We start from the raw sequence: 25,253 nt of genomic DNA, 5'->3' as shown, positions 1-25,253 counted from the left end.
ACTATATCAGCGCCGGATTTCCGGAGCGAGTTGGCACTTCGCCCCGCCTTTCCGTCAGCCACCCGCTACCGATTGCATGCGATTTGCAATCAAATTGGTCTATGCTGCGGAAAATTCGAGCGCCATTGCATCGAGAGACGCTCTTTCGCTAAAGGTGAAGGACGAAACACATGCTTATGGAAGTGCCACATAGGGCCGACCTCAATTCGACCCGGGTACTGTCACTGGACGCCGCCGGCCGGATTCTTGACTGGATCAGCTGGCAGGACGCGGTATGCCTTTACGTCCGCGACGCCGTCGCCTGGACCCTGGGTGATCCCTGCCTCACCGTGCATGGCGGCCATAACCGCCATCTGGGCAGGCAAAGCCGCATCGAGCTGCACCCGATCGTCGCCAGCCGCGGTCACTGCCACGACCACGCCATCGACCCCGCGCCAGCGTTGACCAACGTCGCCCTATTCAGCCGCGACCGCTATCTGTGCATGTACTGCGGCGTGCGCTTCTCGCGCGGCGAGCTGACCCGCGACCACGTGCTGCCGATCTCCAAGCGCGGTCGCGACGAATGGGAAAACGTGGTCAGCGCCTGCTTGGCCTGCAACCTGAAGAAAGGCAACCGCACGCCACAGGAAGCCAACATGCCACTGCTGGCGGTGCCGTACCGGCCGAGCTGGGTGGAGCACCTGATCCTGTCCAACCGCAACATCCTGGCGGACCAGATGGAGTTTCTGGTGAGCCATTTGCCGCGGCATCGGCGCGAGGCGCTGGTGTAGCAGCTTTCGGCAAGCCCCAGCCCGCTCCCCGAAAGGGGAGCGGGAGAAAAACGGGGCACAATACGGGGATGATCGAGCTCTCCCGTTTCCCCCGTCTCGCGTCCATCCAGTCCCCTGCCGACCTGCGCCGCTTCCCCGATGAGCAGCTCCCCGCCATCGCCGACGAGCTGCGCGGCTATCTGATCGAAGCGGTGGCCAGCTCCGGCGGCCACTTCGGCGCCGGCCTGGGCGTGGTGGAGTTGACGGTAGCGCTGCACTACGTCTTCGACACCCCGCACGACCGGCTGATCTGGGATGTCGGCCACCAGTGCTATCCGCACAAGATCCTCACCGGCCGCCGCGACCGCATCACCACCATCAAGAAAAAAGGTGGCCTGGCGCCGTTCCCGCGTCGCGAGGAAAGCGCATACGACGCCTTCGGCGTGGGCCACTCCTCTACGTCGATTTCAGCCGCATTGGGCATGGCGATCGCCGCGCAGCACAAGGGCGAGACGCGCAAGTTCGTAGCGGTGATCGGCGATGGCGCGATGACCGCCGGCATGGCATTCGAAGCACTCGACCACGCCGGCGACCTCAGCGCGAACCTGCTGGTGGTGCTCAACGACAACGGCATGTCGATCAGCGAAAACGTGGGCGGCCTCGCCAAGCGGCTGGAAAAACGCGACGACAGCGTGGCCGTGCCCAGCACCATGTTCGAGGAACTGGGCTTCCATTACACCGGCCCCATCGATGGCCACGACGTGCCGAAGTTGCTGGAAGTGCTGCGTACGTTGAAAGACGCCAAAGGCCCCCAGTTGCTGCACGTGATCACTACCAAGGGCAAGGGCTACGCGCCGGCCGAGCGGGCGCAGATCGAGTACCACGCGGTCGGCCCGTTCGATCCGCTGGCGGGCGTGGTAAAGAAAGCCGGCCCCGGCAAGCTGAGCTACAGCGACGTCTTCAGCGACTGGCTGTGTGACATGGCCGCCGCGGACGAGCGCCTGTTCGGCATCACCCCCGCCATGCGCGAAGGCTCGGGACTGGTGCGTTTTTCCCAAGCCTACCCCGAGCGCTACTTCGACGTGGCGATTGCCGAGCAGCACGCAGTCACGCTCGCCGCCGGCATGGCCTGCGAAGGCGTCAAGCCGGTGGTGGCGATCTACTCCACCTTTCTGCAGCGCGCCTACGACCAGGCCATTCACGACGTCGCGCTGCAGAACCTGGATGTCACCTTCGCCATCGACCGCGCTGGCGTGGTCGGGCCGGACGGCGCCACGCATGCGGGCAGCTTCGACCTGAGCTTTCTGCGCTGCCTGCCCAACCTGCTGATCATGGCGCCGGCCGACGAGGACGAGTGCCGCCTGATGCTGAGCACCGGCTTCCGCCATCCCGGTCCCGCCGCAATCCGCTATCCGCGTGGCGGCGGCCCCGGCGTAGCGGTGCGCAAGACACTGGATACGCTGCCGATCGGCAAGGCGGAGCTGCGCCGCCGCGGCCGTCGCCTGGCGATATTGAGTTTCGGCGCCATGCTCGCGCCCGCCACCGACATCGCCGCCGAGATCGACGCCACCCTGGTCAACATGCGCTTCGTGAAGCCGCTGGACGAAACCTTGCTGCGCGAACTGGCCAGCAGCCACGAAGCCTTCGTCACCATCGAAGACAACGCCATCGCCGGCGGCGCCGGTTCGGCAGTTGCCGAACGCCTGGCCGCGCACGGCCTCACCCTGCCGATCCTGCATCTGGGCCTGCCGGATGCGTACCTGGAACATGGCAGCCGCGAGGAGGTGCTGAGCGAGGCCGGGCTGGATCTGCCGGGTATTCGCAAGGCGATTCGCGGACGGTTTCCGCAGGCCGTCGAGGCACAGGCTTAGGTTGACGGTGAGGCGTAGCCGAACCCCAACGCGGCGGTGTGCATGGCGGCGTGGGGGTTCGCATGCGCTCACCGCCAACCTGCACTTGAGCGGAATCTTCGCCCCACCCATGCGCACATTCCACGCCTCTTTCACGCCAAAACGTATGGGGTAGTTACCCGCGCCTAAGGGAAACCTGTGCGAGATGCACTATCCTTAACGTTTTTCATACAAGGCCAGAGGAGCCGCCCGGCCCGTGACCGAGTTCATTGTCCGCCTCGTCCAGTTCTGCCGACGCTACGCCGTGGCCGTGGTGCTGCTTTTCTTCGCACTTGCCGGCGTCAGCGTGTGGATCGCCGCCGGGCGCCTGGGCGTGGATACCGATACCGACAACCTCTTTGCCAAGACGCTGCCGTGGCGTCAGCACGCCATGGCGTTCGACAAGGAGTTTCCGCAGTTCAACAACGTGCTGGCGGTGGTGGTGCGTGGCGCCACCCCGGAGGAATCCGATGAAACGGCCGCCGCCTTGGCCAAGGCGCTGGAAGCGGACAAAAAGCACTTCATCGATGTGAACCGGCCCGACGCCGATCCGTTCTTCCGCCAGGAAGGCCTGCTGCTGCTCGGTCCGGACGACTTGAGCAAGATGCTCAATTCGCTGATGAACGCGCAGCCGCTGCTCGGTCCGCTGGCGGCCGATCCCTCGGCGCGTGGTTTGTTGAACGGCGTATCGCTGATGGCCGCGGGGGTGCGCATCCAGCATGCCGACCTCACCCCGTACAAACCGGCATTGGATCAGCTCACCAAAGTCTTCAACAACGCCGCCGACGGCCATCCCACCCCGTTGTCGTGGCAAAGCCTGCTCGGCTCCGACGTCACGCAGCAGCCGCAGAATGCGACCTTCGTGCTCACCCATCCGGTGCTCGAAGAAGGCTCGTTGCAGCCCGGACTGGCCGCGACCCAGGCACTGGAGCGCATTGCCAAAGACTTGCCGGACGTCAAGGCCGGTCGCGTGCGTGTCGACTACACCGGCTCGGTCGCCTTGGCCGACGTGCAGTTCGGCGCGCTCACCAAGGGCATCGTCGCCAGCACCGTGGTCAGCCTGCTCCTGCTCGCGCTGTGGCTGTACCTGGCGATGCATTCGCTCCGCCGCATCGTGCCGATCCTGATCACGCTGCTGGTCGGCTTTGCGCTTACCACCGGCTTTGCCGCACTGGCGGTGGGCACCTTGAACGTGATCTCGGTAGCGTTTGCGGTGCTGTTCGTGGGCCTGGCGGTGGACTTCGGCATCCAGTTCGCAGTGCGCTTGCGCGAGCAGCGCATGCTGCACGATGACATCGACGTGGCGCTGGCCCAGGGCGCGCGCGTGTCCGGAAGCCAGATCGCCGTCGCCGCCGCCGCCACCGCGTGCGGGTTCCTGGCGTTTTCGCCCACCAACTTCGTCGGCGTGGCCGAACTGGGCACCATCGCCGGCGTGGGCATGGGCATCGCACTGCTGTGCACGCTCACCTTGCTGCCGGCCTTGCTGAGCCTGGCCAAGCCCGCGCGCCAGAGCAAGGAACTGTCGCTGCCGTTCGGCCCGAAACTCGATTCTTTCCTGCACTGCTACTACAAGCCGGTGCTGATCGTGTTCGCCGTCCTCGGCATCGCCGGCTTTGTCGCGGGCGTGCGCATGCCGTTCGACGCCAACCCGCTCAACACGCAGGATCCGAATTCCGAGCCGATGCGCACGCTGCGCAGCCTGGCCGACAATCCGGTCACCAATCCCTTCAACATCAACATCATGGTGCCCAACCTGGACACCGCGCGCACGCTAACCGACAAGCTATCGAAGCTGCCGGAAGTATCCCAGGTGATTTCGGGGGCGACGTTCGTGCCGGCCGATCAGCAAGCGTCGCTCGATCAGCTCAATCAGGCGCAGGTGCTGATGCTGCCGTCGCTGGATGTCGATCCGTCCGCGCCGCCGGTCACGCCGCAAGCCTTGCGCGCAGCCATCAACGATACCTTGGACGCGATCAACGACGCCAAGCCGGAAATGACGCCCGATTCGCCGCTGCATAGCATCGAAGGCGCCTTGCAAAAACTTGCCAAGGCACCGGATGACCGGCTGATGATGATGAACGAAGCAGTGAGCCGCTTCCTGCCCAAGCAACTGGACAGCTTGCGCGATGCCTTGAACGCCCACGGCGTGACGCTGCAATCGCTGCCCGAATCGATCAAGCGCGACTGGATCAGCCCGAATGGCCAGGTGCGCATCCAGGTGTCGCCGACCGTCAACGAAGAGGACACAAACGGCCTGCGCAAATTCGTGGAAGCCGTCCAGCGCGTGGCGCCGGACGCAGGCGGCCCCGCCGTCACCACGATTGCATCGGCCGACACCATCATGCAGGCGTTCAAGCAGGCGGCGGCATTGGCCATCGTCGCCATCGCCATCGTGTTGATGCTGGTGATCCGCCGCCTCAAGGACGCCGGCATCGTGTTGCTGACGCTGGGCATGTCCGCGCTGCTTACCGCGCTGCTCGCCCGCGCCATGGGCATGGCGATCAACTACGCCAACATCATCGCGCTGCCGCTGTTGCTGGGCGTGGGCGTGTCGTTCAACGTGTACTTCGTGATGAACTGGCGTGCCGGCATGCGGCGTTTCGTGAGCTCGGCGTCCGCCCGCGCGGTGCTGTTCTCGGCGCTTACCACCGGCACCGCATTCGGCTCGCTCGCGCTGTCGCATGACTTGGGCATGGCAAGCATGGGCAGCATGCTGCTGGTGAGCCTGGTGGCGGTGTTGCTGGCGACGTTTATTTTCCTGCCGGCGTTGTTGTATGCGATCAAGCCGCCCAGGCAGATAAGTGGGACGGCGCATTGAGCGTGGGCTGGAATCGCATCTGCGGTCCAAAGATCACCGGGATGCGTACCCTCCCCTGCGACAGTAGGGGAGGCGGCACATTCTGATTAAAACGGCACATTGAACGCCATCCCCACCGTCCGCGGCGTCGACATCTGCACCAGCATCGGTCCGCCTACCGTGGCGAGGAAATTCACCGCTTCATCGTTCAAGGTACCGATCGGCACCTGCCGGTTCGTTACATTGCGCACGTAGAAATCGACATTCGCGCCGCTGTGCAATGTCACGCCGACGTTCAGATCCAGAAACATGCAGCCGGGCAGCTTGAAGTTCGGGTCGCTGGCGTCGCCATCGAAACCGGCATTGCGATGGCTGGAACCGCGCACCACGGCGCCGATGTACGCATGCGTGCCGGCGAGGATGAATTTGTATTTGCCGCTCAGCGTGCCCGCCCATCGCGAAGAATACGGCAACTTTGCATCGGGCTGGATACCCAGTTGCGGCGCGCCATTATCGGTAAACGCATCCGTGTACGCACCCGATGCACCGAACTCCCACGGCCCTTCGGCATAACTGCCCTGCATCTCGATGCCCTTGATGCGCGCATCGCCTGCGTTCTGGATGATCGTGTTACCCAGGGTATAGGTGTAAAGCTGCATGTGGTGCCACTCGATGTCATAGCCATCCAGACCCACATTCAAATGGTGATCCAGATAACTGCCCTTGTAGCCGAGCTCGTAGCTTTCGAGGTTATCGGAGCCGAACGTACTGGTGGCGTTGGGATTGGGTACCAGCAAGGTACTCTGCAGCGGCGCCTGCAAACCGCCCGGCCGATAGCCCGTAGACGCCCGCATGTAATAAGTGCCGGTGCCGGTGGGGCGCCAGCTCAGCGTGATCATCTTGGTCACGTCCTGGCTTTTCGTGTGTTCGCGAAAGCCGCCCGGGCTGCCGGCGAACGGACCGTCTTCAAAATTGGACAGCGTCTGCGTATTGCCGCTGGCGCGCGCGCCGACGGTAAGATCCAGCGTGGGCTGCATATGCCAGGTGAGATCGCCATAGCCGGCGTATTCCTCGAAGCGGGAATCGACCGCCTGCGCAATCAGCGGCGTGGTGCCGGGCGGCGGCAGATTGTCGCCTTGCAGCGCATATTGCTCCCACACATCCTCGCGGTTCAGCCAAATCCCGAACAGCCAATCGAGCGTCTGGTTCTTGCGTGACGTAAAACGGATCTCCTGCGAAGTCTTGTGCACGGTGTACTGCGAGTCGACGTACAGCGAGCTGAGCGGCTGATCCACGCCGAACAAGGGTCCGAGCTCGTTCAACAAGCCCAGGAATGAATCCGGATAATCCTGCACACTGTGATTGGTGAAATCCTGGTACGCGGTAATCCAGTCCACCGTCGCCCAATCAAAGTCATAGCCGGCGTGGAAGGAATACAGCTGCAAGGTCTGCGTGAAAGGTTCGCGATGATTGAGCGCGCGGTTATACGGGCCGCCTGAAATGGGCTGCCCTTGCAGATTGAAATCACCCATCGACAAACCATCCGCCATGATCTTTTGCGCCATGGCGGTGACATTCAAGGTGAGCTTGTCGGTCGGATCGACTTCCAACTGCACGCGCGCACCCTTGGTATGCGTACGATCGGCGCCGCCCGCCGGTGTCTCGCCTACCGCCTGGTACACGCCGGTGATGTGCTGATCCACCACGGATACGCGCACGGCGGCCTTATCCTTGACCAGCGGAAGATTGACCGACGCATGTTCGGAATAGCTGGTACCGCCGCGATTCGTGTTGGACACATCGCCACCCACGCTGCCCGAGAAGCCGCTAAGGTCGGGCTTCACCGTCACATATTTCACCAGGCCACCCATGGAGCCTGCGCCATACAACGTGCCCTGCGGCCCATACAGAAATTCGATGTGATCAAGATCGAGCAGGGCCGGATCGAACAGGAACGTCGCCGCAGCGGCATACACGGTACTGCCACCCACCGGCACATCGTCGATATAGAGCGAGACGGTGGGACTGGTCTGGTTGCCCGTCGACACCCCACGCATCACCAGTTCACCCTGCCCCGTACCGCCCGCGCTCGCGAAGAACACGCCGGGCTGATACGACACGTAATCGTTGAGGTTCTTCGCGCCGAGCTGTTGCAAGGTGGCGGCCTGCACCGTGTCGACGTGCATGGGCACATCATGCTCCGGTTCACGGCGGCGGTTGGCCGTCACCATGACTTCATTCAGGGTCACATGTTGCTCGTCGCGGCTTGAAGACGGTTGTGCAGCCGCACTCGATGCCGCAGGTGGCGTACTGGTCTGCGCCATCGCCGCAGGCGCGATCAGGGAGATCAGCAACAGGCGAATCACGTGCAGCAAGTAGCGCGGCACAAGCATGGAACCAGCGGCAACACGACGATTCATGGCAGCACATCCGGGGTAAACGTGGTGTGTTTACGCCCGAATGCACCGATTGGAATCCGGGCCCCTTCAGTCGCTGCAGTCTACGCCTAACTTTACGGCGAATGCCAAGTGCCACTCATTGCCAGCGTCCCATGCTCACGCGGTCGCGTTGCTCAAGATCACGCGCAGTTGAAAGCTCCGCGAAACCTGCGTCGCGAAGGAGTGAGCGCGCCATATCGCCTTGATGCCAGCCGTGCTCGAACAACAGCCATCCGCCACTCGCCAGGTGAAGACCGGCATCACGCACGATGCGACGAATGTCATCGAGTCCATCGCGGCCCGACGCGAGCGCACTGATCGGTTCAAAGCGCAGATCACCCTGCTGCAAATGCGGATCATCGGCTTCGATATACGGCGGATTGGAAACGATGACGTCGAAGCGGCGATCATCCAGCGGGCCAAACCAGTCACCCTGCGCAAAGCTGACGTTGCCGATGTGATGACGCCGTGCATTGTTTTGCGCTACGGCGAGCGCGTCGCCGCTTGCATCGGTGGCGACGACCTGCGCCATCGGACGTTCGCGCGCCATGGCCAAGGCAATCGCGCCGGAACCAGTGCCAAGATCGAGCACACGGCATGCCTTGTCGATCGGCAGGCGTTCCAAGGCAAGTTCCACCAGCAATTCGGTTTCAGGCCGTGGAATCAGCGTGGCGGGCGTCACGTGCAGATCGAGCGACCAGAAACCGCGCCGACCGGTGATGTACGCCACGGGTTCACCCGCTTCGCGCTGTTCGATCAACACCGCATAGGCCGCGGCGTGATCGGGCGAAAGCAGATCGTCCGCATGCGCGATCAACCAGCTGCGCGGTTTGCTCAGGGCATAGGCAAGCAACACTTCCGCATCGACGCGATCGCCGAGGCGTTGCGTGGCATCGCTGAGTGCCTGACGTAGCTGGGTGGGATGCGAGTGGTTGTGCGGCATAAGGTTCCGATGGCGAGTCGCCGTAAAGAATCCCTTCCATGCTTGGGGAAAGGGATGATGAATCAGTGCAGGATCGCGGCAGGATCCTGCCTGGCCTTGAGCGCGGCACACAACAGCGTCTGTTCGCGCGTCTGCGCCAGGTCGAGGGCTGCGCCGGGTAGGTCTTTCAGGCGTGGCTGGAAATACGCCTGCAAGCGATCTGCTTCGGCCGTCGAGCAACCGCCGCCGCCCGCCAGCCTGGGCAAAAGGCTGCTGGCGGAGCTGCCGGTGCGGGCCAGCACCTGTTCGTAGCGGCCGATGAACCAATGCCACAGGGTGTCGCGCGCCTGCGGTGTGTCACGTCCGCCACGCAGGATCGCCGCCATCTCGCCCACTTTCACCTGCTTGGTCAAGGCGAAATCGCGTGCCTGATCGGCCAGCTCCGGCGTATCGGCAGCGCTCAGCGCGGTGAGCATGGCGTAGCGCAAGGTCGGATCGGTGGTCTGCGGCAGCTGCGCGATCAAGGCATCGACCACTGGCTTGCCACGTGCCTGCACCGCCACGGCCAAGGCGTCACCGAGCAAATCGGCGTTGGCAGCGGCCAGATTCAGACGTCCATCTGATGTCCTGGCCAGCGCGGCATCGCCTTGCTCCAGCAAGGCCGCGCGCACTTCTGGAAGCTTGTAATCCAACGCCAGCGCATGGGCCAGCGTGCCACGCAGAATTGCATCACTCTCCGCTTCGCCAGGCTTGCGCTGATAGCCCAGTTGTTCCATCCGCGGCAGATACGCATCCTTCACCCAGGCCACGACTTTTGCACGCTGCGCATCCGTGGTGGCCTCATGACGGTAGATCCAAAGCACGGTAGCCAAGGGCGCGCTCACCACTTCACGCGTGCGCGCAGCCGCCAACGGCTTGAGCGCGGCGAGCGCGTCGCCAGCATCCAGATCGCCATGATGGAAGCCGGCAGCGACGCCGTCGGCATAGGCAAGCTGCTCGGTATCGCTCAGCGCGCCGATGTGCCGGGTAAGCTCGCTCCATTCCGATTTCGTCAGGCCGAAGCGGTAGTAGCCGCGCCCGTAGGCATTGGGCATCACCCAGGTCGGCTTGCTGGCGCCGGCAAGCACCATCGTACCGATCGCTTGGTCCAACATCTCGCAGCCTACCTTGCTGCCGCCAGCAGTACCGTAGCGCACACAGATGGGAATACCCCACACGCGCTGGGCATCGCCGCTGCTACCCACCGGCAAATAGCGACTTTGAGCCAGGTGCAGGATGGTTTCGCCATCCTTCTGTTCCAGCTTCGTCTGCACATAGGGAACACCAGGCTGATCGAGAAAGCTGTTGAACGCATGCTTGAACGATTCGCCCTGATGCGTCGCCGCCGCCACGGCGTTGACCAGATCCGCCGCCACGGTATTGCCGAACTTGTGCGACTGGATATAGGCGCGCATGCCCTTGCGGAAAGCGTCCTCGCCAACATAGCCTTCGAACATGCCGAGCACGGCCGCGCCCTTTCGATAAGTCATATTGTCGAACGCGGCTTCAATGTCGCCGTTGCCGGTAATGGGCTGGCGGATCTTGCGCGCGCTGACCAGGCTGTCATTCTGCATCGCACCCTGGGCTCCGGAAATACGATCAAGATCGGCACGGTATTCCGGATGCACCTGCATGGTGACCTTCTGCTGCATCCAGGTGGCGAAGGCTTCGTTGAGCCACAAGTCGTCCCACCACGCCAAGGTAACGGTATCGCCGGTCCATTGATGCGCCAGCTCATGCGCGGTGACGTTGAACGAATGGCGCACATCCTTCGCCGCCGCGTCCGCATCGAGCAGCAGCAGCCGCTCGCGGAACGTCACCAGGCCGGGATTTTCCATCGCGCTGGCGGACAAATCGGGCGCGGCGAGCAGATCGAGCTTGCCGAACGGATAGCCGAACCCATAGTAGTTTTCCAGCGCATGGATGATGCCCGGCGTTTCACTCAGCGCGCGCTGCATGCGCTGGCCTTCACCATGCACGGCAATCCCGCGCACCGGCAATACCCCTTTGCGGTATTCCCCCGGCGCAATAACCGGACCATTGACGATATCCCACGGGCCGACCGCGAAGGCCACCAGATAAGTCGGCAGCGGCCTGGTTTGCGCGAAGCTGACTGTTTTCCACTTGTCGCCGGCTGCGGTTTCGCTGATCTGCCTGGTATTGGCCACCGCCGCCAGATCGGAAGGAACGGTGAGCGAGATGTCGTAGGGCGTCTTGAAACCGGGCTCATCGAAACCAGGGAAGGCGAAGCGTGCGCTGCTCGGCTCCATCTGCGTCATCGCATACGGCACACCGGCATGGCTCACCTTGTACAAGCCCTTTAGCTGCTGATTGAACGGCGCGCTGTAGTCAATGGTGAGCGTGAGCTGCTGTGGTTGCAGCGTCCTGCCGAAATCAATGCGCGATACCCCTTCGTTCAGCGCCACGGTCACGTATTTGCCATCGTGAGTCTGGCCGGCGGCATCCATGATGGTGACCTTGGAGACGTTGAGGCCACGACCATCCAGCCACAGATAATTAGACACCTGCTTCAAATCCACCTTGATGATGCTCGTGCCGGAAAATGTCTGCCGCGCAGGATCGACCTTGAAGGCCAGCTTGTAAGCCAACGGCACGGCCCAGCTGGGCAACTTTCCACGGGGCGCCCGATCAACTTGCGCAGACGCCAGCGCCACACTGCAGCATGCAGCGAGCGCCGGCATGGCAAGCGAACGAACCAGATAGTGCATGGGGGGCTCCCTACGGCCAACAAAAGCATTCACGCCAGGCAGTGTAGGCACTCTGCCACAGTACCAAAAGGCATAGTCCTCTGATGGATGGCTGCCTTCTTCGCCTAAGCTTGGCGGCAGGAGGGGCGATTGATGAGCATCTTGATGAGGGACCTTCCGCCGCTGATATCCCATGCACCTACGCATGCCATCCGCGTCGCGGTGCTGGAGGACAAGGCATCCCATCGCAACACGCTGTTGCGCGCACTTCACGAGCGAGGCTTCAGCGCGCGCGGCATGGCGAGCGCAGCAGAACTTTACCGGCGCATGCTTACGCAGCAGTTCGATATTGTCGTACTTGGCATCCATCTGCCAGATGATGATGGACTTTCCGTCGCGCAACATCTGCGTGCAACGTTGAACGTCGGCATCGTCATCCTCAGTGATTGGGCGCATCGCGATCATCACATCCAGGCGCTTCAACACGGAGCGGATGCCTATCTGATCAAGCCCGTCGATGCGGACCTGCTGGCAGCCACGCTGCATAACCTCGCGCGCCGGCTTGCCACGCCGGGGTTGCAACGCAGTCAGGCCAATCACCAACCTTCCCCCGCGTGCTGGCGGCTGGACGCTGGCGGTTGGCGATTCGTGTCGCCGGATGACCAGGTGATTGCCCTCACGGCCAGCGAGCGATGCATACTCACCACCCTGGTCGCCGCCGGCGATGACCCCGTATCACGCGAAGCGCTCGCCAATGCGCTGATCCAGGACGCCTATCACTCCGACCCGCATCGCCTGGAAATGATCATCTATCGGTTGCGCCGGAAAGTGTCCGCACAAACAGGGCAAGCGCTTCCACTCATCACGGTGCGCAGCAAAGGCTACCTGTTGCTTTGCAATGCGTAGCGGTCATCCGAAACGCCCCTCCTGCGTGCAGGGCCTACCCCGAACTTGATCCGATGTTCCGAACTTAAGCCGGAACCGAAGCGTAGGTTGGTGGTGAGCGTACGCGAACCCCAACATCGCCATACCCATCTCGCGGACGAACGCAGGCACAAACAAGATTGCCGACGCATTGCCAGCAAAAATTCCTGCGTTGACGGCAACCAACTCTGAAAGCGCGAGCCTATTCCAGTACATCTTGTCAGATAACTCGCAAGCATTCTCTCTCGATATCCCACCCACTTTGTCCGAGAGAGCAACACCCACAACGCCCTTTCTTCCCAAGCCAAGCGCAACGCCATTTTCGCGGCATGCGCGTGTCTTCGTCGGCGACATGTCTCGATGTGATAAAGCGTGATATTTCGAATAACACGGTGATATTCCGTGTATTTGTGTGCGTGACACACCTCTACGCGTGAACGGATGCTCAACGCTGCGCGACCGTGTCATGAACCGTCATCGACATGGGTTGCACGGGGAACAGACCGCGCTACGGCGCTTATGAATCGCCCGTTATTCAGCGTCGCATCGAGATGCATAGGTTGCGGCCTAACAACATGGAGAAAAGACCAAGTCATGAATAAGATCTACAGCAAGGTTTGGAATGCTTCGATGGGCGCCGTCGTGGTCGCGTCCGAGCTGGCCAGCAGCAACGTGGTGATCGGCAAGGGCAGCCAACCGTGCAGCACCTCGCTTCTGCGCAACACGTTGGCCGCCCTGGTCGCCATCGCACTGCTTCCCTCCATCGCGCATGCGGATGTTTGCGAAGGCTCATTCGTGGCCGGCCAGGAACCCGTCGCCGCCTCGAACGCTTTTGCCTGTGGCGCGCAGGCTAAAGCGCCGGGCAATTTCTCCACCGCGATCGGCAATCGCACGTTCGCCAGCGGCGATTACGCCTCGGCATTCGGCTACTCGGCGCAAGCGCATGGCGACGATAGCATCGCCTTCGGCCACGATGCCTACGCATCCGGAACATCCAGCATCGCCATCGGCAAGAACAGCGATGCGTCGGCAAACAACAGCGTTGCGCTGGGTAATGGTTCGATCGCCAATGTCGCCGACACCGTATCGGTCGGCAGCGCCGGCAGCGACGATGCCAGCGTAACGGGCACGCAAGCGACAGCCGCCGGGGCTAACAGCCGTGCCCGCGGGAACAACAGCACGGCGGTTGGCGTATCGAGCATCGCGGTCGGCAACGGCAGCACCGCCCTGGGCGATAACAGCCGCGCCGAAGGCACCGCAAGTTCGGCCACTGGCAGTGGCGCCCGTGCGCTAGGCAACTACAGCACCGCCAGTGGCACGCTAAGCAAGGCATTCGGCGATAGCAGCGTGGCGACCGGCATCGGCGCGGAAGCCACCGGCAACTTTGCGTTGGCCGAAGGCGCCTATGCCACAGCAAGAAGTACAAATTCCGTCGCACTGGGTTTCTCGACAAGGGCCATGGCTACCAGCGCCACCGCCGTCGGCGATCGGGCCTGGGCTTACGGCGAGGATTCCGTTGCCGTGGGCAGCCATGCCTTCGCGCTGGCGCAAAACGCATCGGCCTTCGGCAAGCAAAGCTATGCGCTTGGGCTGGATTCGACCGCACTAGGCGTCAGCGCCCAAGCCCAAAACGCGGACAGCGTTGCGCTGGGCGCTTACTCGATCGCCGATCGCGCCAGCACCGTATCCGTAGGCAGTGCCGGCGCGGAACGCCAGATCACCAACGTCGCCATCGGCACCGAAGCCACCGACGCGGTCAACAAGTCGCAGCTGGATGCGCTGGCTGGCGACGTCAGCGAGGCGCAGCATTACTTCAAGGCCAGCGGCAAGCAGGATGGCAGTGACGATGCCAAACTCGATGGCGACCTCTCCGTCGCCGTCGGCTCCGACAGCTGGGCCGCGCAGAACGCCAGCACCGCCATGGGCAACGAGGCCATCGCTTATGGCATCGGCAGCACCGCCGTGGGCCAGAACAGCATCGCCGAAGGCGATGCATCCGTCGCCGTGGGACAAAGCGCCTATTCCGCGGGTTTTGGCAATACGGCCCTGGGTGCCAGCGCATCGGCTGAAGGTGACCAGGCCGCGACTGCCCTTGGTGCGTTGAGCACAGCCTTCGGCACCGGTTCAACCGCCGTGGGCAGCGCCGCGACTGCCATTGGCGCCGGCAGCCTGGCTGCCGGCTTCAGAGCCAGCAGTTACGGCGAAGCCAGCGTCGCCAACGGCGCTTTCAGCACCGCAGCCGGCGATTTCAGTGTTGCCCTGGGCGCTTTCAGTACGGCCGCGGCCGACAATAGCGTTGCCCTGGGTGCCAACTCCTACGCAGACCGCCTCAACAGCATCTCCGTGGGCAGCGCGGACAACCAACGCCAGATCACCAACGTTGCAGCAGGCACCGACGGCACCGATGCCGTCAACGTCGACCAGTTGAACGATGCAGTGGCCGGCGCTACTCGGAACAATCGTTATTTCAAAGCGCAAGGCCAGAAGGGTGACATCGTCGATCCGTTTGATTCCGCGATCGCGGCAGGCGAAAACAGCGTTGCCAGCGGTGCCTATGCGTTTGCCGAAGGCGATCTGTCAGTAGCGATTGGCAACAGCGCCCACGCAGCCAATGGTGGAACCGCCTTGGGCTCGCAAGCATTGGCTGATGGCGAGCGCAGCACTGCCGTGGGTCGCCGCAGTACAGCCTCGGGGGATTACACCACCACGCTGGGTGCGGGCTCAGTGGCCAGCCACGACAATGCGGTCGCGCTAGGCGCATTCTCGACCACCGATCGCGCCAACAGCGTGTCGGTGGGCAGCGCCGGCAGTGAGCGCCAGATCACCAACGTGGCGGCCGGTACAAAAGCCACCGACGCGGTAAACAAGTCGCAGTTGGATGCCGTCGCCAACGTCGCCACCGGCACCTCGAAGTACTTCAAGGCCAGCGGCAACCAGAGCGTGCTCCCGTACGATGCGGCCATTGCTTCCGGCGACTACGCCATCGCCGTCGGCAGCAGCGGCCGGGCCACAGGCTCGCACGCTACCGCCATCGGTGCCAACGCACTGGCCAGCGGCGAACAATCGTTGGCGCTGGGTGACTCGGCCTCCGCCTCGTACTACAACGCGATTGCCATCGGCTCCAACAGCATCTCCAGCAGTTGGGCTTCGATCGCCGTCGGCTTGAGCAGCCAGGCCAATGGTGTTCGCAGCATCGCCATCGGCGAAGGCGCGCAAGCGGACAGTCTAGGCACGGTCGCGTTGGGCTGGGCGAGCCAATCCACCGGCATGTTCTCCACCGCGCTCGGCGGAGCCAGCAAGGCCACGGGCTACAACACGCTGGCTGCGGGTGCTGGCGCATGGGCGCTAGGTGACAACGCAACAGCTGTCGGCGCGGGTGCCGGCAGCTATCACGTGGTGGATGAAATAACCGCCGTCGGCTCCAACGCAGAGGCCAATAGCTATCGCAGCACCGTCGTCGGTGCCGGCAGCATCGCTGACGAGGTAGCACCGAACAGCACGGTCGTCGGCGCCAATTCGTTCAGCGTCGCCAACCATGGTACGGCCATCGGCGAAAGCAGCGTCGTCGCCTATGGTGCCGACAATGCCGTGGCGCTCGGCTCGGGTTCGTATGCCGACCGTCCGAACTCCGTTTCGGTCGGCGCTGCCTCGGCCTGGACCGATGGCGACGGCATGTCACACGACGCCATCACGCGCCAGATCGCCAACGTCGCCGCCGGCACGGAAGGCACGGATGCGGTCAACAAGAACCAGCTGGATGAAGTGGCCAGCAACGTCGGCACAGCCACCAAGTACTTCAAGGCGACGGGTGATCAAGGCGTGGGCGTATTCGATGACGCCATTGCCGAAGGCGACTATTCGGTCGCCGCAGGCAGTTCCAGTTACGCCGGTGGCGATCGGTCGGTTGCCGTGGGCAAGAATAGCAATGCAACGTCCAAGGAAGCGGTAGCGTTCGGCGCCGACAGCGTTGCTAGCGGCGTCAACGGTATCGCCGTGGGTGCGCATGCTGGTGCGAGTGGCGCTTTCTCCGCGGCGCTGGGTTCCAATGCCAAAGCCACTGACGTCGGCACCGTAGCGATAGGTGCAGAGTCGCTGGCTACCGGTAATCGCTCAACGGCGCTCGGCATGAATACCGAAGCCTCGGGTGAACAAAGCACGGCCGGCGGCTATGGAAGCAGCGCACTGGGCCAGCAGACCAGCGCCTTCGGTGCGCAAAGCTACGCTGACGGCTTTTATGCCTCGGCGTTTGGCGCCTACGCGACGGCTGCAGGTGATTTCACCACCGCCTTGGGTGTAGGCAGCATCGCAGCCGCCAGTGATGCCACGGCAATCGGCGCAGATGCCATGGCGAGCGGCGAAGCCAGTGTTTCCTTGGGCTCGTTGGCGAACAGCAATGGCGCCCATGCAATTGCGATCGGCCGAACGGCCCTCGCGTCTGGCGATGGCAGCATTGCACTGGGCGGTACGTACGTGCCGGCGCCGGGCGAATTCACCTTCCTGGACCCTGTACAGGCCAACGGACGCAATGCCATTGCCATCGGCGGGGGCGCGCATGCTGGCAGCGATAACAGCGTGGCGCTAGGTGCAAATGCCTACAATTACACTGCCAACTCCGTCGCCCTAGGAGCGGGATCGGTAACGACTCGAGACAACACTGTCTCGGTGGGCGTGGAGGGCTTCGAACGCCAGATCACCAACGTGGCAGCCGGTACGCAAGCCACCGATGCGGTGAACAAGTCGCAACTGGATGAAGTGGCCAACGCCGGCGCACAAACGAACAAGTACTTCAAGGCCAGCGGCGACAACGGCCTGTTCGACGATGCACTGATCGATGGCGCGCACACCACCGCGGCCGGCGCAAGCAGTTCGGCGTCCGGTGACAACGCCTCGGCCTTCGGCTATCGCGCCAATGCGAATGGGCAAAGCACCTTGGCCATGGGCGACAACGCCACGGCCAACGGGAGCAATGCTGTCGCCATCGGCGCCAACGCCGTAGCCGGCTCCCGTTTCACCACTGCCATAGGCCCCGGCGCGCAGGCCAACACCTTGTACGCCACCGCCATCGGCGCCGATTCGGTCGCCAATGGCAGCTACTCGGTTGCCATGGGCGGCGGCAGTGTCGACAACTTCGCCAATGGCGCCATGGCTTTTGGTTCCAGCTCCGCAGTGGGCGTGAGCGGCTACAACTCGCTGGCCGTCGGCGCACTGGCTGCCGTAAGCGATAACGCCCACGACGCCATTGCATTGGGTTCCAGCGCCAAGGCGAACAACACCAACGCCACCGCGATCGGCACGTTCGGCGGCTTCTACGATCAAACCACCGACACGATCTACAACGGCTCGGCACGTGTCGATGGAAGAGCCGCCGTCGCAGTGGGCACGGCCACCAACGCCACCGGCCAGGAAAGCGTTGCCATCGGCTCCGGCGCCGCGTCTGCCGGCACGCGTTCGGTTGCATTGGGCGCTGGCGCCGGGCGCAACGGACTTACCGACAGCAGCGTCGCCATCGGCGAATTGAGCCAAGTCTCCGGTAGCAACGCCGTGGCGCTGGGCGCGTTCTCCGTGGCCGATCGCAACAGCTCGGTCTCGGTAGGCAGCGCCGGCGCGGAACGTCAGATCACCAACGTGGCGGCAGGTACGCAGGCCACCGATGCGGTGAACAAGTCGCAGTTGGATGCGCTCGCCGATAGCGTTGGCTCAGCCAGCCATTACTTCGCCGCTACCGGCAACGGTACCGACGACGCCGTCGCCAGCGACACCTACGCCACCGCTGCCGGTTCGGGCAGCTCCGCCGCGGACTATGCTTCCGCCTTCGGCAGCAGCGCCAACGCCCTCGGCAACTTCAGTACTGCAGTGGGCTACAACAGTTCGGCGCTTGGCGAATCCAGCGTAGCGATAGGAGCAAACGCTCAGGCCAACGCCCTCCATACCACCGCTCTAGGCGCCAATTCATCCGCCAACGGTGTGTATTCGATGGCGCTCAATGGCGGCACGGTCGACATCGGTTCCAACGCCAGCACCGCCATGGGTCTCGGCGCCTACGTAGGCCAGAACTCGATCAGTTCGATCGCTTTTGGCACGCTGGCGGCCGTTAACGCCAACGCACCCAGTGCCATCGCCATAGGCGCGCAATCGTGGGTTGCCAATTCAGCCGGCATCGCCATCGGTAGCACCGCCGGCTTTGTCGACAATATCCATCACACCATTAACTACGGCTCCGCGGCAGCTCAAGGATTTGGAGCAATCGCCCTCGGCAGCGCGACGAGCGCCATCGGCGAGGAGAGCGTGGCTATCGGCATCGGGTCTACTGCCCCGGGTAGCCGATCGATCGCACTGGGTGCCGGCGCAGGACGCGGCGGTCTCACCGATAGCGGCGTCGCTATCGGTGAGCTGAGCGAAGTCACCGGTAGCAATGCCGTCGCATTGGGTGCCTTTTCTGTCGCCGATCGTAACGACTCGGTCTCGGTAGGCAGTGCCGGAGCGGAGCGTCAGATCATCAATGTAGCAGCCGGCACGCAGGCTACCGATGCGGTGAACAAGTCGCAGTTGGATGCCCTGGCCGAAAATGTTGGTACGGCCACCCGTTACTTCGCCGCTACCGGCGATGCTAACGACGATGCCGTTGCCACGGGTGAGTACGCCACCGCTGCAGGCTCGGGAAGCAACGCTTTTGGCGATGGCGCTTCCGCGTTCGGCAGCAGCGCAGATGCCATCGGCGACTACAGCCTTGCTTCTGGCTACGCGGCCTCGGCCTTCGGCAGCAGTTCCATTGCCTTGGGTCATGACAGCGTAGCGGCGGGTAACTTCAGCATTGCCTTGGGTGCGTCCAGTAATGCCCAGGGCTTCGGATCGATAGCGATCGGTGGCTTGGCGCAGACCTCTCAACCGTTCAGCACGTCGGTAGGTTTCCTGTCGCACGTGAACGGCACCAGCGGTGTCGCCATGGGCTACCTGGCTTCGGCCGACGACAGTGCGATCGCGGTGGGCGCCAGCAGCAGTGCCGCCGAAGCAGGTAGTGCGTTGGGCGCCGGCGCCCAGGCGGGTAAGTTCGCGACGGCGCTTGGCACGGATAGTCGTGCCGACAACGGCGGTGTTTCCGTAGGTATCAGCACGCTTGCCAGCGCAAACAGCACGGCTATCGGCACGGAAAGCTGGGCCACCGGCAGCATGGCGACGGCACTTGGCTACAACAGCTACGGTCTTGCCGATAACTCGGTGGCCCTCGGCGCCAATGCCTGGGCTACGGCCGACAACAGCGTAGCGCTGGGTCAAGGTTCGCTGGCCGATCGGGCGAATGCAGTCTCGGTGGGTGCCGCCCACGACTGGCATGGGGCGGATGGTACGACCTACAAGGCGATCGATCGTCAGATCACCAACGTTGCCGCGGGTACCGAAGGCACCGATGCCGTCAACGTGGATCAGTTGAACGATGCCGTAGCCAATGCCGGCGGACAGGCCAACCGTTACTTCAAGGCCGATGGCAACAACGACGGCACGGACGACGCCGTCGCCAGCGGCACGAGGTCGGTAGCCAGCGGTGCGAATGCCAAGGCCGTGGCCGATGGATCCGTGGCGTTGGGCGCGAAAAGCACAGCTTCCGGTACCGAGAGCCTTGCGGTGGGCTACTCCGCCGTGGCAAGCGCCAACGCCAGCGTTGCACTGGGCGCCAATAGCAAGAGCCTTGCCTTTGACAGTGTTGCCCTGGGCAACGGCAGCGTAGCAACAGCAGCAGGCAGCGTCGCACTAGGCAACGGCAGCCTCGCCGATCGTGCCGATTCGGTGTCGGTCGGAAGCGTCAATGCCGAACGCCAGATCACCAACGTGAAAGCCGGCACCGCAGACACCGATGCGGTCAACGTGGCCCAGCTCAAGCAGGCCGGTCTGGTCAATGCGGATGGCAGCACTGTTTCGGCGGTGGCTTACGACGAGGGCAGCAACCGGCGCTCTGTCACTCTGGGCGATGGCAAGAATGGCACCACCGTCGCCAACGTTGCCGCGGGCATGGACTCCGGTCAGGCAGTGAACTTCGATCAGTACAAGTCGGCGATTGACACCCTCGGTGGCAACGCCGCGGTCGGAGCCAACGGCCTGATCACTGCGCCGATCTACAGCATCCAGGGAGGTCAATACCGCAACGTTGGGGATGCCTTCGGTGCACTGGACAGCGCGGTCTCGTCCTTGAATGGTCGTGTCGGCACACTGGAAGCCTCCGTCGGCGGCGGCACCGGCATCCCCGGCGTGGTGAGCGGCGAAACGGTCGCCATCGGTGAAAACAGCGGCGTGCAAAGCGGCAACGGCGGCACTGCCCTGGGTGCAGGTGCAAGCACGTCCGGTTCCACCGGCACCGCGATCGGGCAAGGCAGCGAGGTCACCGGTTCCAACGCCGTGGCGCTCGGTGCGGGCTCGGTGGCGGACCGGGACAACTCCGTGTCCGTGGGTAGCGCGGGTGACGAACGCCAGATCACCAACGTGGCCGCCGGTACGCAAGCCACCGATGCGGTGAACGTGAGCCAGATGACGGCCGCCACGCAAAGCGCCATCGAAGCTGCGCAAGCCTATGCCGACAACAGCGCCCAACAGACGCTCAACAGCGCCAATGCCTATACCGACAGCAAGGTCGCGAATCTTGTCACCAACGACAATTTCAACGCCTTCAAGGATTCGGTGAATCAGCAGTTCCACTCCGTCAACCAGCGCATCAGCCGCGTTGGCGCCATGGGTGCGGCGATGGCGGGCATGGCAGGTGCGATCGCTGCCGCGCCTGGCACCGACAACCGCGTCAGTGCCGCTGCGGGTACGTACGGCGGTCAGAACGCATTGTCCGTGGGCTTTGCCCGTCGCCTGCCAGGTAACGGTGCACTGCTGATCGGCGGCTCCGTCGCCGGCGGCGGCGAGTCCAGCGGCACGGTCGGCGTCAGCTTCGGCTGGTAACGCATTGCAGCCTCTTCCCGATGCGGGAAGAGGCTGCTTTTCCTCTACTCGCCCTGCCGTTCACGGCAGGCAGTAACCGGGTGATGACATATCGCCCACCCACTCGCCTGGGACGCGGATAACCCGGGACATCTCTTCAAGGATCCACGCATGAAGTCATTTCGTTCCTTTTGCAACAACGCCATCGCGGCTGCCTTGGCCTTGGCCATGCCAGCCATTCACGCCAACGCACCGACGTCACCCGACACCAAGGTGACGGCTGTCGCCGACGCAAACCAGACCCATAGCCGTTTCATCGTCACCTATCGCGACGGCAGCGCCGAGCGCGGCAGCAGTACGGCCGCGTTGCAAAATGTGAAAGCCGCGATCGGCCGCGCAGGGCTGGACCGCGCGACAATTTCCTCGACGGGTGCCAACATTGCGCCGCTTTCAGTCACCCACCAGCGCAAGCTGGCCGTTGGCTCCGACCTGATTCGCACCTCGCGCAAACTCAGCCAGAACGAAGCCAATAATCTGATGTTGCAAATCGCGGCCGATCCGGCCGTTGCCCACGTTCAACCGGATTTGCTCCTGCAGGCGGTGAAGGATTTCCGCGCACCAGCCAACCTGGAAACTGCGGTAAGGCAACGCCCCAACGCGCAACCGCAAACCTTCACACCGGATGATCCGGGCTATGCCACCTATCAGTGGCATTTCTCGAACGCCATCGGCGGCGCCAACATCAACAATGCCTGGGACCTGGCCGATGGCACCGGTGTTACGGTGGCCGTGATCGACACCGGCATCACCGATCATCCGGATATCGACACCTCGCTGGCCGACGCTGGCTACGACTTCATCTCCGATGGCTACATCTCGGGGCGTAGCACCGATGGACGAGTGCCTGGCGGCTGGGATACGGGTGACTGGACCAACGAGGCACCGTGGAATACCGCGAGCGATGGCTGCGTCGCCGCCGGAGGCGGTGAACCCAGCAGCTGGCACGGCACGCATGTCTCGGGCACGGTGGCCGAACTCACCAACAACGGCTCGGGCATGGCGGGCATTGCCTACCATGCGAAAGTGCTGCCGTTGCGTGCGCTCGGTCATTGTGGCGGTTACGAGTCCGACATCGCCGATGCCATCGTATGGGCATCGGGCGGCCATGTGGACGGCATTCCCGACAATACGCACGTGGCTCAGGTCATCAACATGAGCCTTGGCGGTGCGCAGCAATGCACCGCGACTTCGCCGGAATACCTCGCCATCCAGCAGGCCCTCGGCCTGGGCGTTACGGTGATCGCATCGGCAGGTAACAGTGCGGCCGATGTCTCCGGCTTTACGCCGGCCAGTTGCGCGGGCGTTATCGCAGTGGCGTCCAACGGTATCACCGGCAAGCGGGCGTTCTATTCCAACTACGGCACCGGCGTCACCCTGTCGGCGCCGGGTGGCGGCGTCTACCCGAACGATGGCACTTCCGGCCAGCCTGTTACCGAAGGCTTCGTGTTTTCGGCCCTCAATGACGGAGAGACCACGCCGGGCACACCGGACTACGCCGGCTATGCCGGTACCTCGCAAGCCTCGCCGCACGTTGCCGGTACGGTTGCCATGATCTTGAGCGCCACGCAGGCAGCCGGCATGCCGGCACCCTCCCCCGACGCGATCAAGACCATCCTCACCGAGTCGGCGCGTCCATTCCCGGTGGCCCAGGATCACGTCATCGGCGCCGGCATCGTTGACGCTGCAGCTGCCATCAACCTGGCGGTGAACGGTGGCGACGGCGACCCCGGCGATGGCGACAACGATCCCAGCACCACGCTGACCAAGAGCGTGATCCTCTCCGGCCAGACCGTTGGCGCGGGTGCCGCGGTTCGCTATTCGATCACCGTGCCGGCGGGTGCGACCACGTTGAATATCCGCACCATTGGCGGCAGCGGCGGTGATGTTTCGCTGTACGTCAAAGCCGACCGTTCACCGGCCACCGATGGCAGCGATGCCGATTTCAAATCGGCCAAGCCCGGTAACAACGAAGCCGTCGTCCTGCAAAAACCGGAAGCGACCACGTATTACATCCTTGTGGTCGGCGGCGAGAGCGCCACCGACAACCTGTCCGTACTGGCCGACTACAAGCTGTAATTGCACGCGTTGGTCGCGTGTAGAACCCCAGCCCATCAGCTGGGGTTCTTTTTGTTTCATGACTTCAGTCCGGTAATTCACGCGACTGCGCCAGCACTCGACACAGCAATGTCCACACCAAGGACGAGCCCATGCATGAGGTGGCCGAACGAGTGCCGAGCCGGCGCAAGACGATTACCAGCGCATCGCGTTTCGTGGAGGTAACCGCATGAGCAAGAAAGCACGTCCGCCGACGGGGAAAACCCTCGCCACCTTGCCGGCCGGCTACGCAGGCATTCACAACAGCATTGTCGAACTGCTCGACGCTGCACGCCATGCCGCGGCGCGCAGTGTCAATGCGCTAATGACGGCGAGCTATTGGGAGATCGGCCGCCGCATCGTGGAAGCCGAACAACAGGGCAAGCGACGTGCCGGCTACGGCGAGCAGTTGATCGAACGACTGGCGAGCGACCTCACCCGGCGATTTGGTCGTGGATTCAGTCGCCAGAACTTGCAACAGATGCGGTCGTTCTTCCTGACCTGGCCAATTCGCCAGACACTGTCTGGCGAATCTTTCCCGACGTTGTCGCAAGAGCATTCCGAAGTAGCGCCGATCCGCCTCAGGCGGCTCGACGAACTGGCACAGCTCTTCACGCTACCGTGGTCGACTTATGTGCGGCTGCTGTCGGTTAAGGACGAACACGCCCGCCAGTTCTACGAAGCCGAAGCCCTGCGCGGCGGATGGAGCGTGCGCCAGCTCGACCGGCAGATCAACAACCAGTTCTACGAACGCACGGCGCTATCGAAGAACAAGGCGGCGATGCTGGCGAAGGGCGCCATGCCGAAGCCAGCGGATGTCGTCACACCCGACGATGCGATCAAAGACCCGTATGTGTTGGAGTTCCTTGACCTCAAGGACGAGTATTCGGAATCCGACCTGGAACAGGCTTTGATCCAACAGCTGGAAGATTTCCTCCTCGAACTCGGCGACGGCTTCAGCTTCGTCGGCCGGCAGCGTCGCTTGCGCATCGACCAGACCTGGTATCGGGTCGATCTGCTGCTGTTCCATCGGCGCTTGCGCTGCCTCGTCATCATCGACGTAAAGCTCGGCGCGTTGACCCATGCCGACGTGGGCCAGATGCACCTGTATTGCAACTACGCGAAGGAACATTGGACGCTTGCCGACGAGAACCCGCCAGTGGGTCTGATCCTTTGCGCCCACAAGGGACACGCGTTGGCGCGGTATGCGCTGGAAGGCTTGCCCAGCAAGGTGATGGCGGCGAACTACCGGACGCTGCTGCCGGATGCCGAAGTGCTGCAAAAGGAACTGGAGAACACGCAGCGCCGGCTCGAATCTCGCGGTGCGATGCGTCGCAAGGCGCGCAAGAGATAAGGGTGTTCCGCTCTTTTTGAGCGCCCCGCATTCTTGCGCCCGGCGAAACACCTTGCATTGCTAAAGCCGATTATTACCGCAATACTTATAGACATCATCTATTACTGAGTTCGCCATGAACCTGCGCGATCTTCACTATCTGGTCTCCCTCGCCGAGCACCGCCACTTCGGCCGCGCCGCGGAAGCCTGCTTCGTCAGCCAGCCCACCCTTTCCACCCAGATCAAGAAGCTGGAAGACGAACTGGGCGTGGCCCTGGTGGAACGCACGCCGCGCAAGGTGCTGCTGACCGAGACGGGGCGCGAGATCGCCCGCCGCGCGCGCGGCGTGCTATCGGAAATCGACGAGATCAAGGCCATTGCGCAGCGCAC

General features: G+C 63.2%; 11 protein-coding genes. 8 read left to right on the top strand and 3 right to left on the bottom strand.

Features of this window, described 5'->3' with window-relative positions; all coding sequences use genetic code 11:
- Positions 1–170 precede the first annotated feature (170 nt).
- The 3 genes from VMA74_RS01630 to VMA74_RS01620 all read left to right on the top strand — a co-directional run bounded on the left by VMA74_RS01630 (position 171) and on the right by VMA74_RS01620 (position 5,456).
- The gene (locus VMA74_RS01630) at positions 171–770 is read left to right on the top strand and encodes an HNH endonuclease (RefSeq protein ID WP_325364166.1); all 600 of its coding nucleotides are present in this window, start codon (positions 171–173) and stop codon (positions 768–770) included.
- Between the two features lie 68 nt (positions 771–838).
- Positions 839–2,620, top strand: coding sequence for a 1-deoxy-D-xylulose-5-phosphate synthase (dxs, locus tag VMA74_RS01625; protein WP_325364164.1), 1,782 nt, complete (start codon positions 839–841; stop codon positions 2,618–2,620).
- Positions 2,621–2,855: 235 nt separating this feature from the next.
- The gene (locus tag VMA74_RS01620) at positions 2,856–5,456 is read left to right on the top strand and encodes an MMPL family transporter (RefSeq protein ID WP_325364162.1); all 2,601 of its coding nucleotides are present in this window, start codon (positions 2,856–2,858) and stop codon (positions 5,454–5,456) included.
- Between the two features lie 86 nt (positions 5,457–5,542).
- On the opposite strand, the gene VMA74_RS01615 is transcribed toward VMA74_RS01620, so the two are convergent.
- From VMA74_RS01615 to VMA74_RS01605, 3 genes are all read right to left on the bottom strand, one after another.
- Positions 5,543–7,855, bottom strand: a complete 2,313-nt coding sequence (locus VMA74_RS01615; protein WP_325364160.1) for a TonB-dependent receptor — start codon at positions 7,853–7,855, stop codon at positions 5,543–5,545.
- Positions 7,856–7,970: 115 nt separating this feature from the next.
- On the bottom strand, positions 7,971–8,816 hold the full coding sequence (gene prmC, locus VMA74_RS01610; protein WP_325364158.1) for a peptide chain release factor N(5)-glutamine methyltransferase: 846 nt from the start codon (positions 8,814–8,816) through the stop codon (positions 7,971–7,973).
- A gap of 62 nt (positions 8,817–8,878) precedes the next feature.
- Entirely contained in the window at positions 8,879–11,563 is a 2,685-nt protein-coding gene (locus VMA74_RS01605; RefSeq protein WP_325364156.1) for a M1 family metallopeptidase, read from the bottom strand.
- 132 nt (positions 11,564–11,695) lie between these two features.
- On the opposite strand from VMA74_RS01605, the gene VMA74_RS01600 reads away from it, so the two are divergent.
- The 5 genes from VMA74_RS01600 to VMA74_RS01580 form a co-directional block, all read left to right on the top strand.
- Positions 11,696–12,448, top strand: a complete 753-nt coding sequence (locus tag VMA74_RS01600) for a response regulator transcription factor (RefSeq protein WP_325364154.1) — start codon at positions 11,696–11,698, stop codon at positions 12,446–12,448.
- Between the two features lie 612 nt (positions 12,449–13,060).
- Positions 13,061–21,397: an ESPR-type extended signal peptide-containing protein gene (locus VMA74_RS01595; protein ID WP_325364152.1), complete on the top strand. Its 8,337-nt coding sequence runs from the start codon at positions 13,061–13,063 to the stop codon at positions 21,395–21,397.
- A 150-nt stretch (positions 21,398–21,547) separates the two neighbouring features.
- Positions 21,548–23,512: a S8 family serine peptidase gene (locus VMA74_RS01590; RefSeq protein WP_325364150.1), complete on the top strand. Its 1,965-nt coding sequence runs from the start codon at positions 21,548–21,550 to the stop codon at positions 23,510–23,512.
- Between the two features lie 208 nt (positions 23,513–23,720).
- Positions 23,721–24,884, top strand: a complete 1,164-nt coding sequence (locus VMA74_RS01585; RefSeq protein WP_325364148.1) for a PDDEXK nuclease domain-containing protein — start codon at positions 23,721–23,723, stop codon at positions 24,882–24,884.
- Positions 24,885–24,999: 115 nt separating this feature from the next.
- Positions 25,000–25,253 (top strand): LysR family transcriptional regulator (locus VMA74_RS01580; protein ID WP_325364146.1); only part of this gene is annotated, 254 nt, incomplete at its 3' end.

Source organism: Dyella sp. (assembly GCF_035508675.1).
GTDB lineage: Bacteria > Pseudomonadota > Gammaproteobacteria > Xanthomonadales > Rhodanobacteraceae > Dyella_B.
Note: the sequence above shows the minus strand (reverse complement) of the source record. Positions and strands in the feature narration are given on the sequence as shown.

What these genes read in the sequence shown, in the direction of transcription:
- dxs (WP_325364164.1), top strand. Translation starts at nt 839, where the DNA reads ATGATCGAGCTCTCCCGTTTCCCCCGTCTCGCGTCCATCCAGTCCCCT.
- VMA74_RS01630 (WP_325364166.1), top strand. Translation starts at nt 171, where the DNA reads ATGCTTATGGAAGTGCCACATAGGGCCGACCTCAATTCGACCCGGGTA.
- prmC (WP_325364158.1), bottom strand. Translation starts at nt 8,816, where the DNA reads ATGCCGCACAACCACTCGCATCCCACCCAGCTACGTCAGGCACTCAGC.
- VMA74_RS01605 (WP_325364156.1), bottom strand. Translation starts at nt 11,563, where the DNA reads ATGCACTATCTGGTTCGTTCGCTTGCCATGCCGGCGCTCGCTGCATGC.
- VMA74_RS01615 (WP_325364160.1), bottom strand. Translation starts at nt 7,855, where the DNA reads ATGAATCGTCGTGTTGCCGCTGGTTCCATGCTTGTGCCGCGCTACTTG.
- VMA74_RS01600 (WP_325364154.1), top strand. Translation starts at nt 11,696, where the DNA reads ATGAGCATCTTGATGAGGGACCTTCCGCCGCTGATATCCCATGCACCT.
- VMA74_RS01595 (WP_325364152.1), top strand. Translation starts at nt 13,061, where the DNA reads ATGAATAAGATCTACAGCAAGGTTTGGAATGCTTCGATGGGCGCCGTC.
- VMA74_RS01585 (WP_325364148.1), top strand. Translation starts at nt 23,721, where the DNA reads ATGAGCAAGAAAGCACGTCCGCCGACGGGGAAAACCCTCGCCACCTTG.
- VMA74_RS01590 (WP_325364150.1), top strand. Translation starts at nt 21,548, where the DNA reads ATGAAGTCATTTCGTTCCTTTTGCAACAACGCCATCGCGGCTGCCTTG.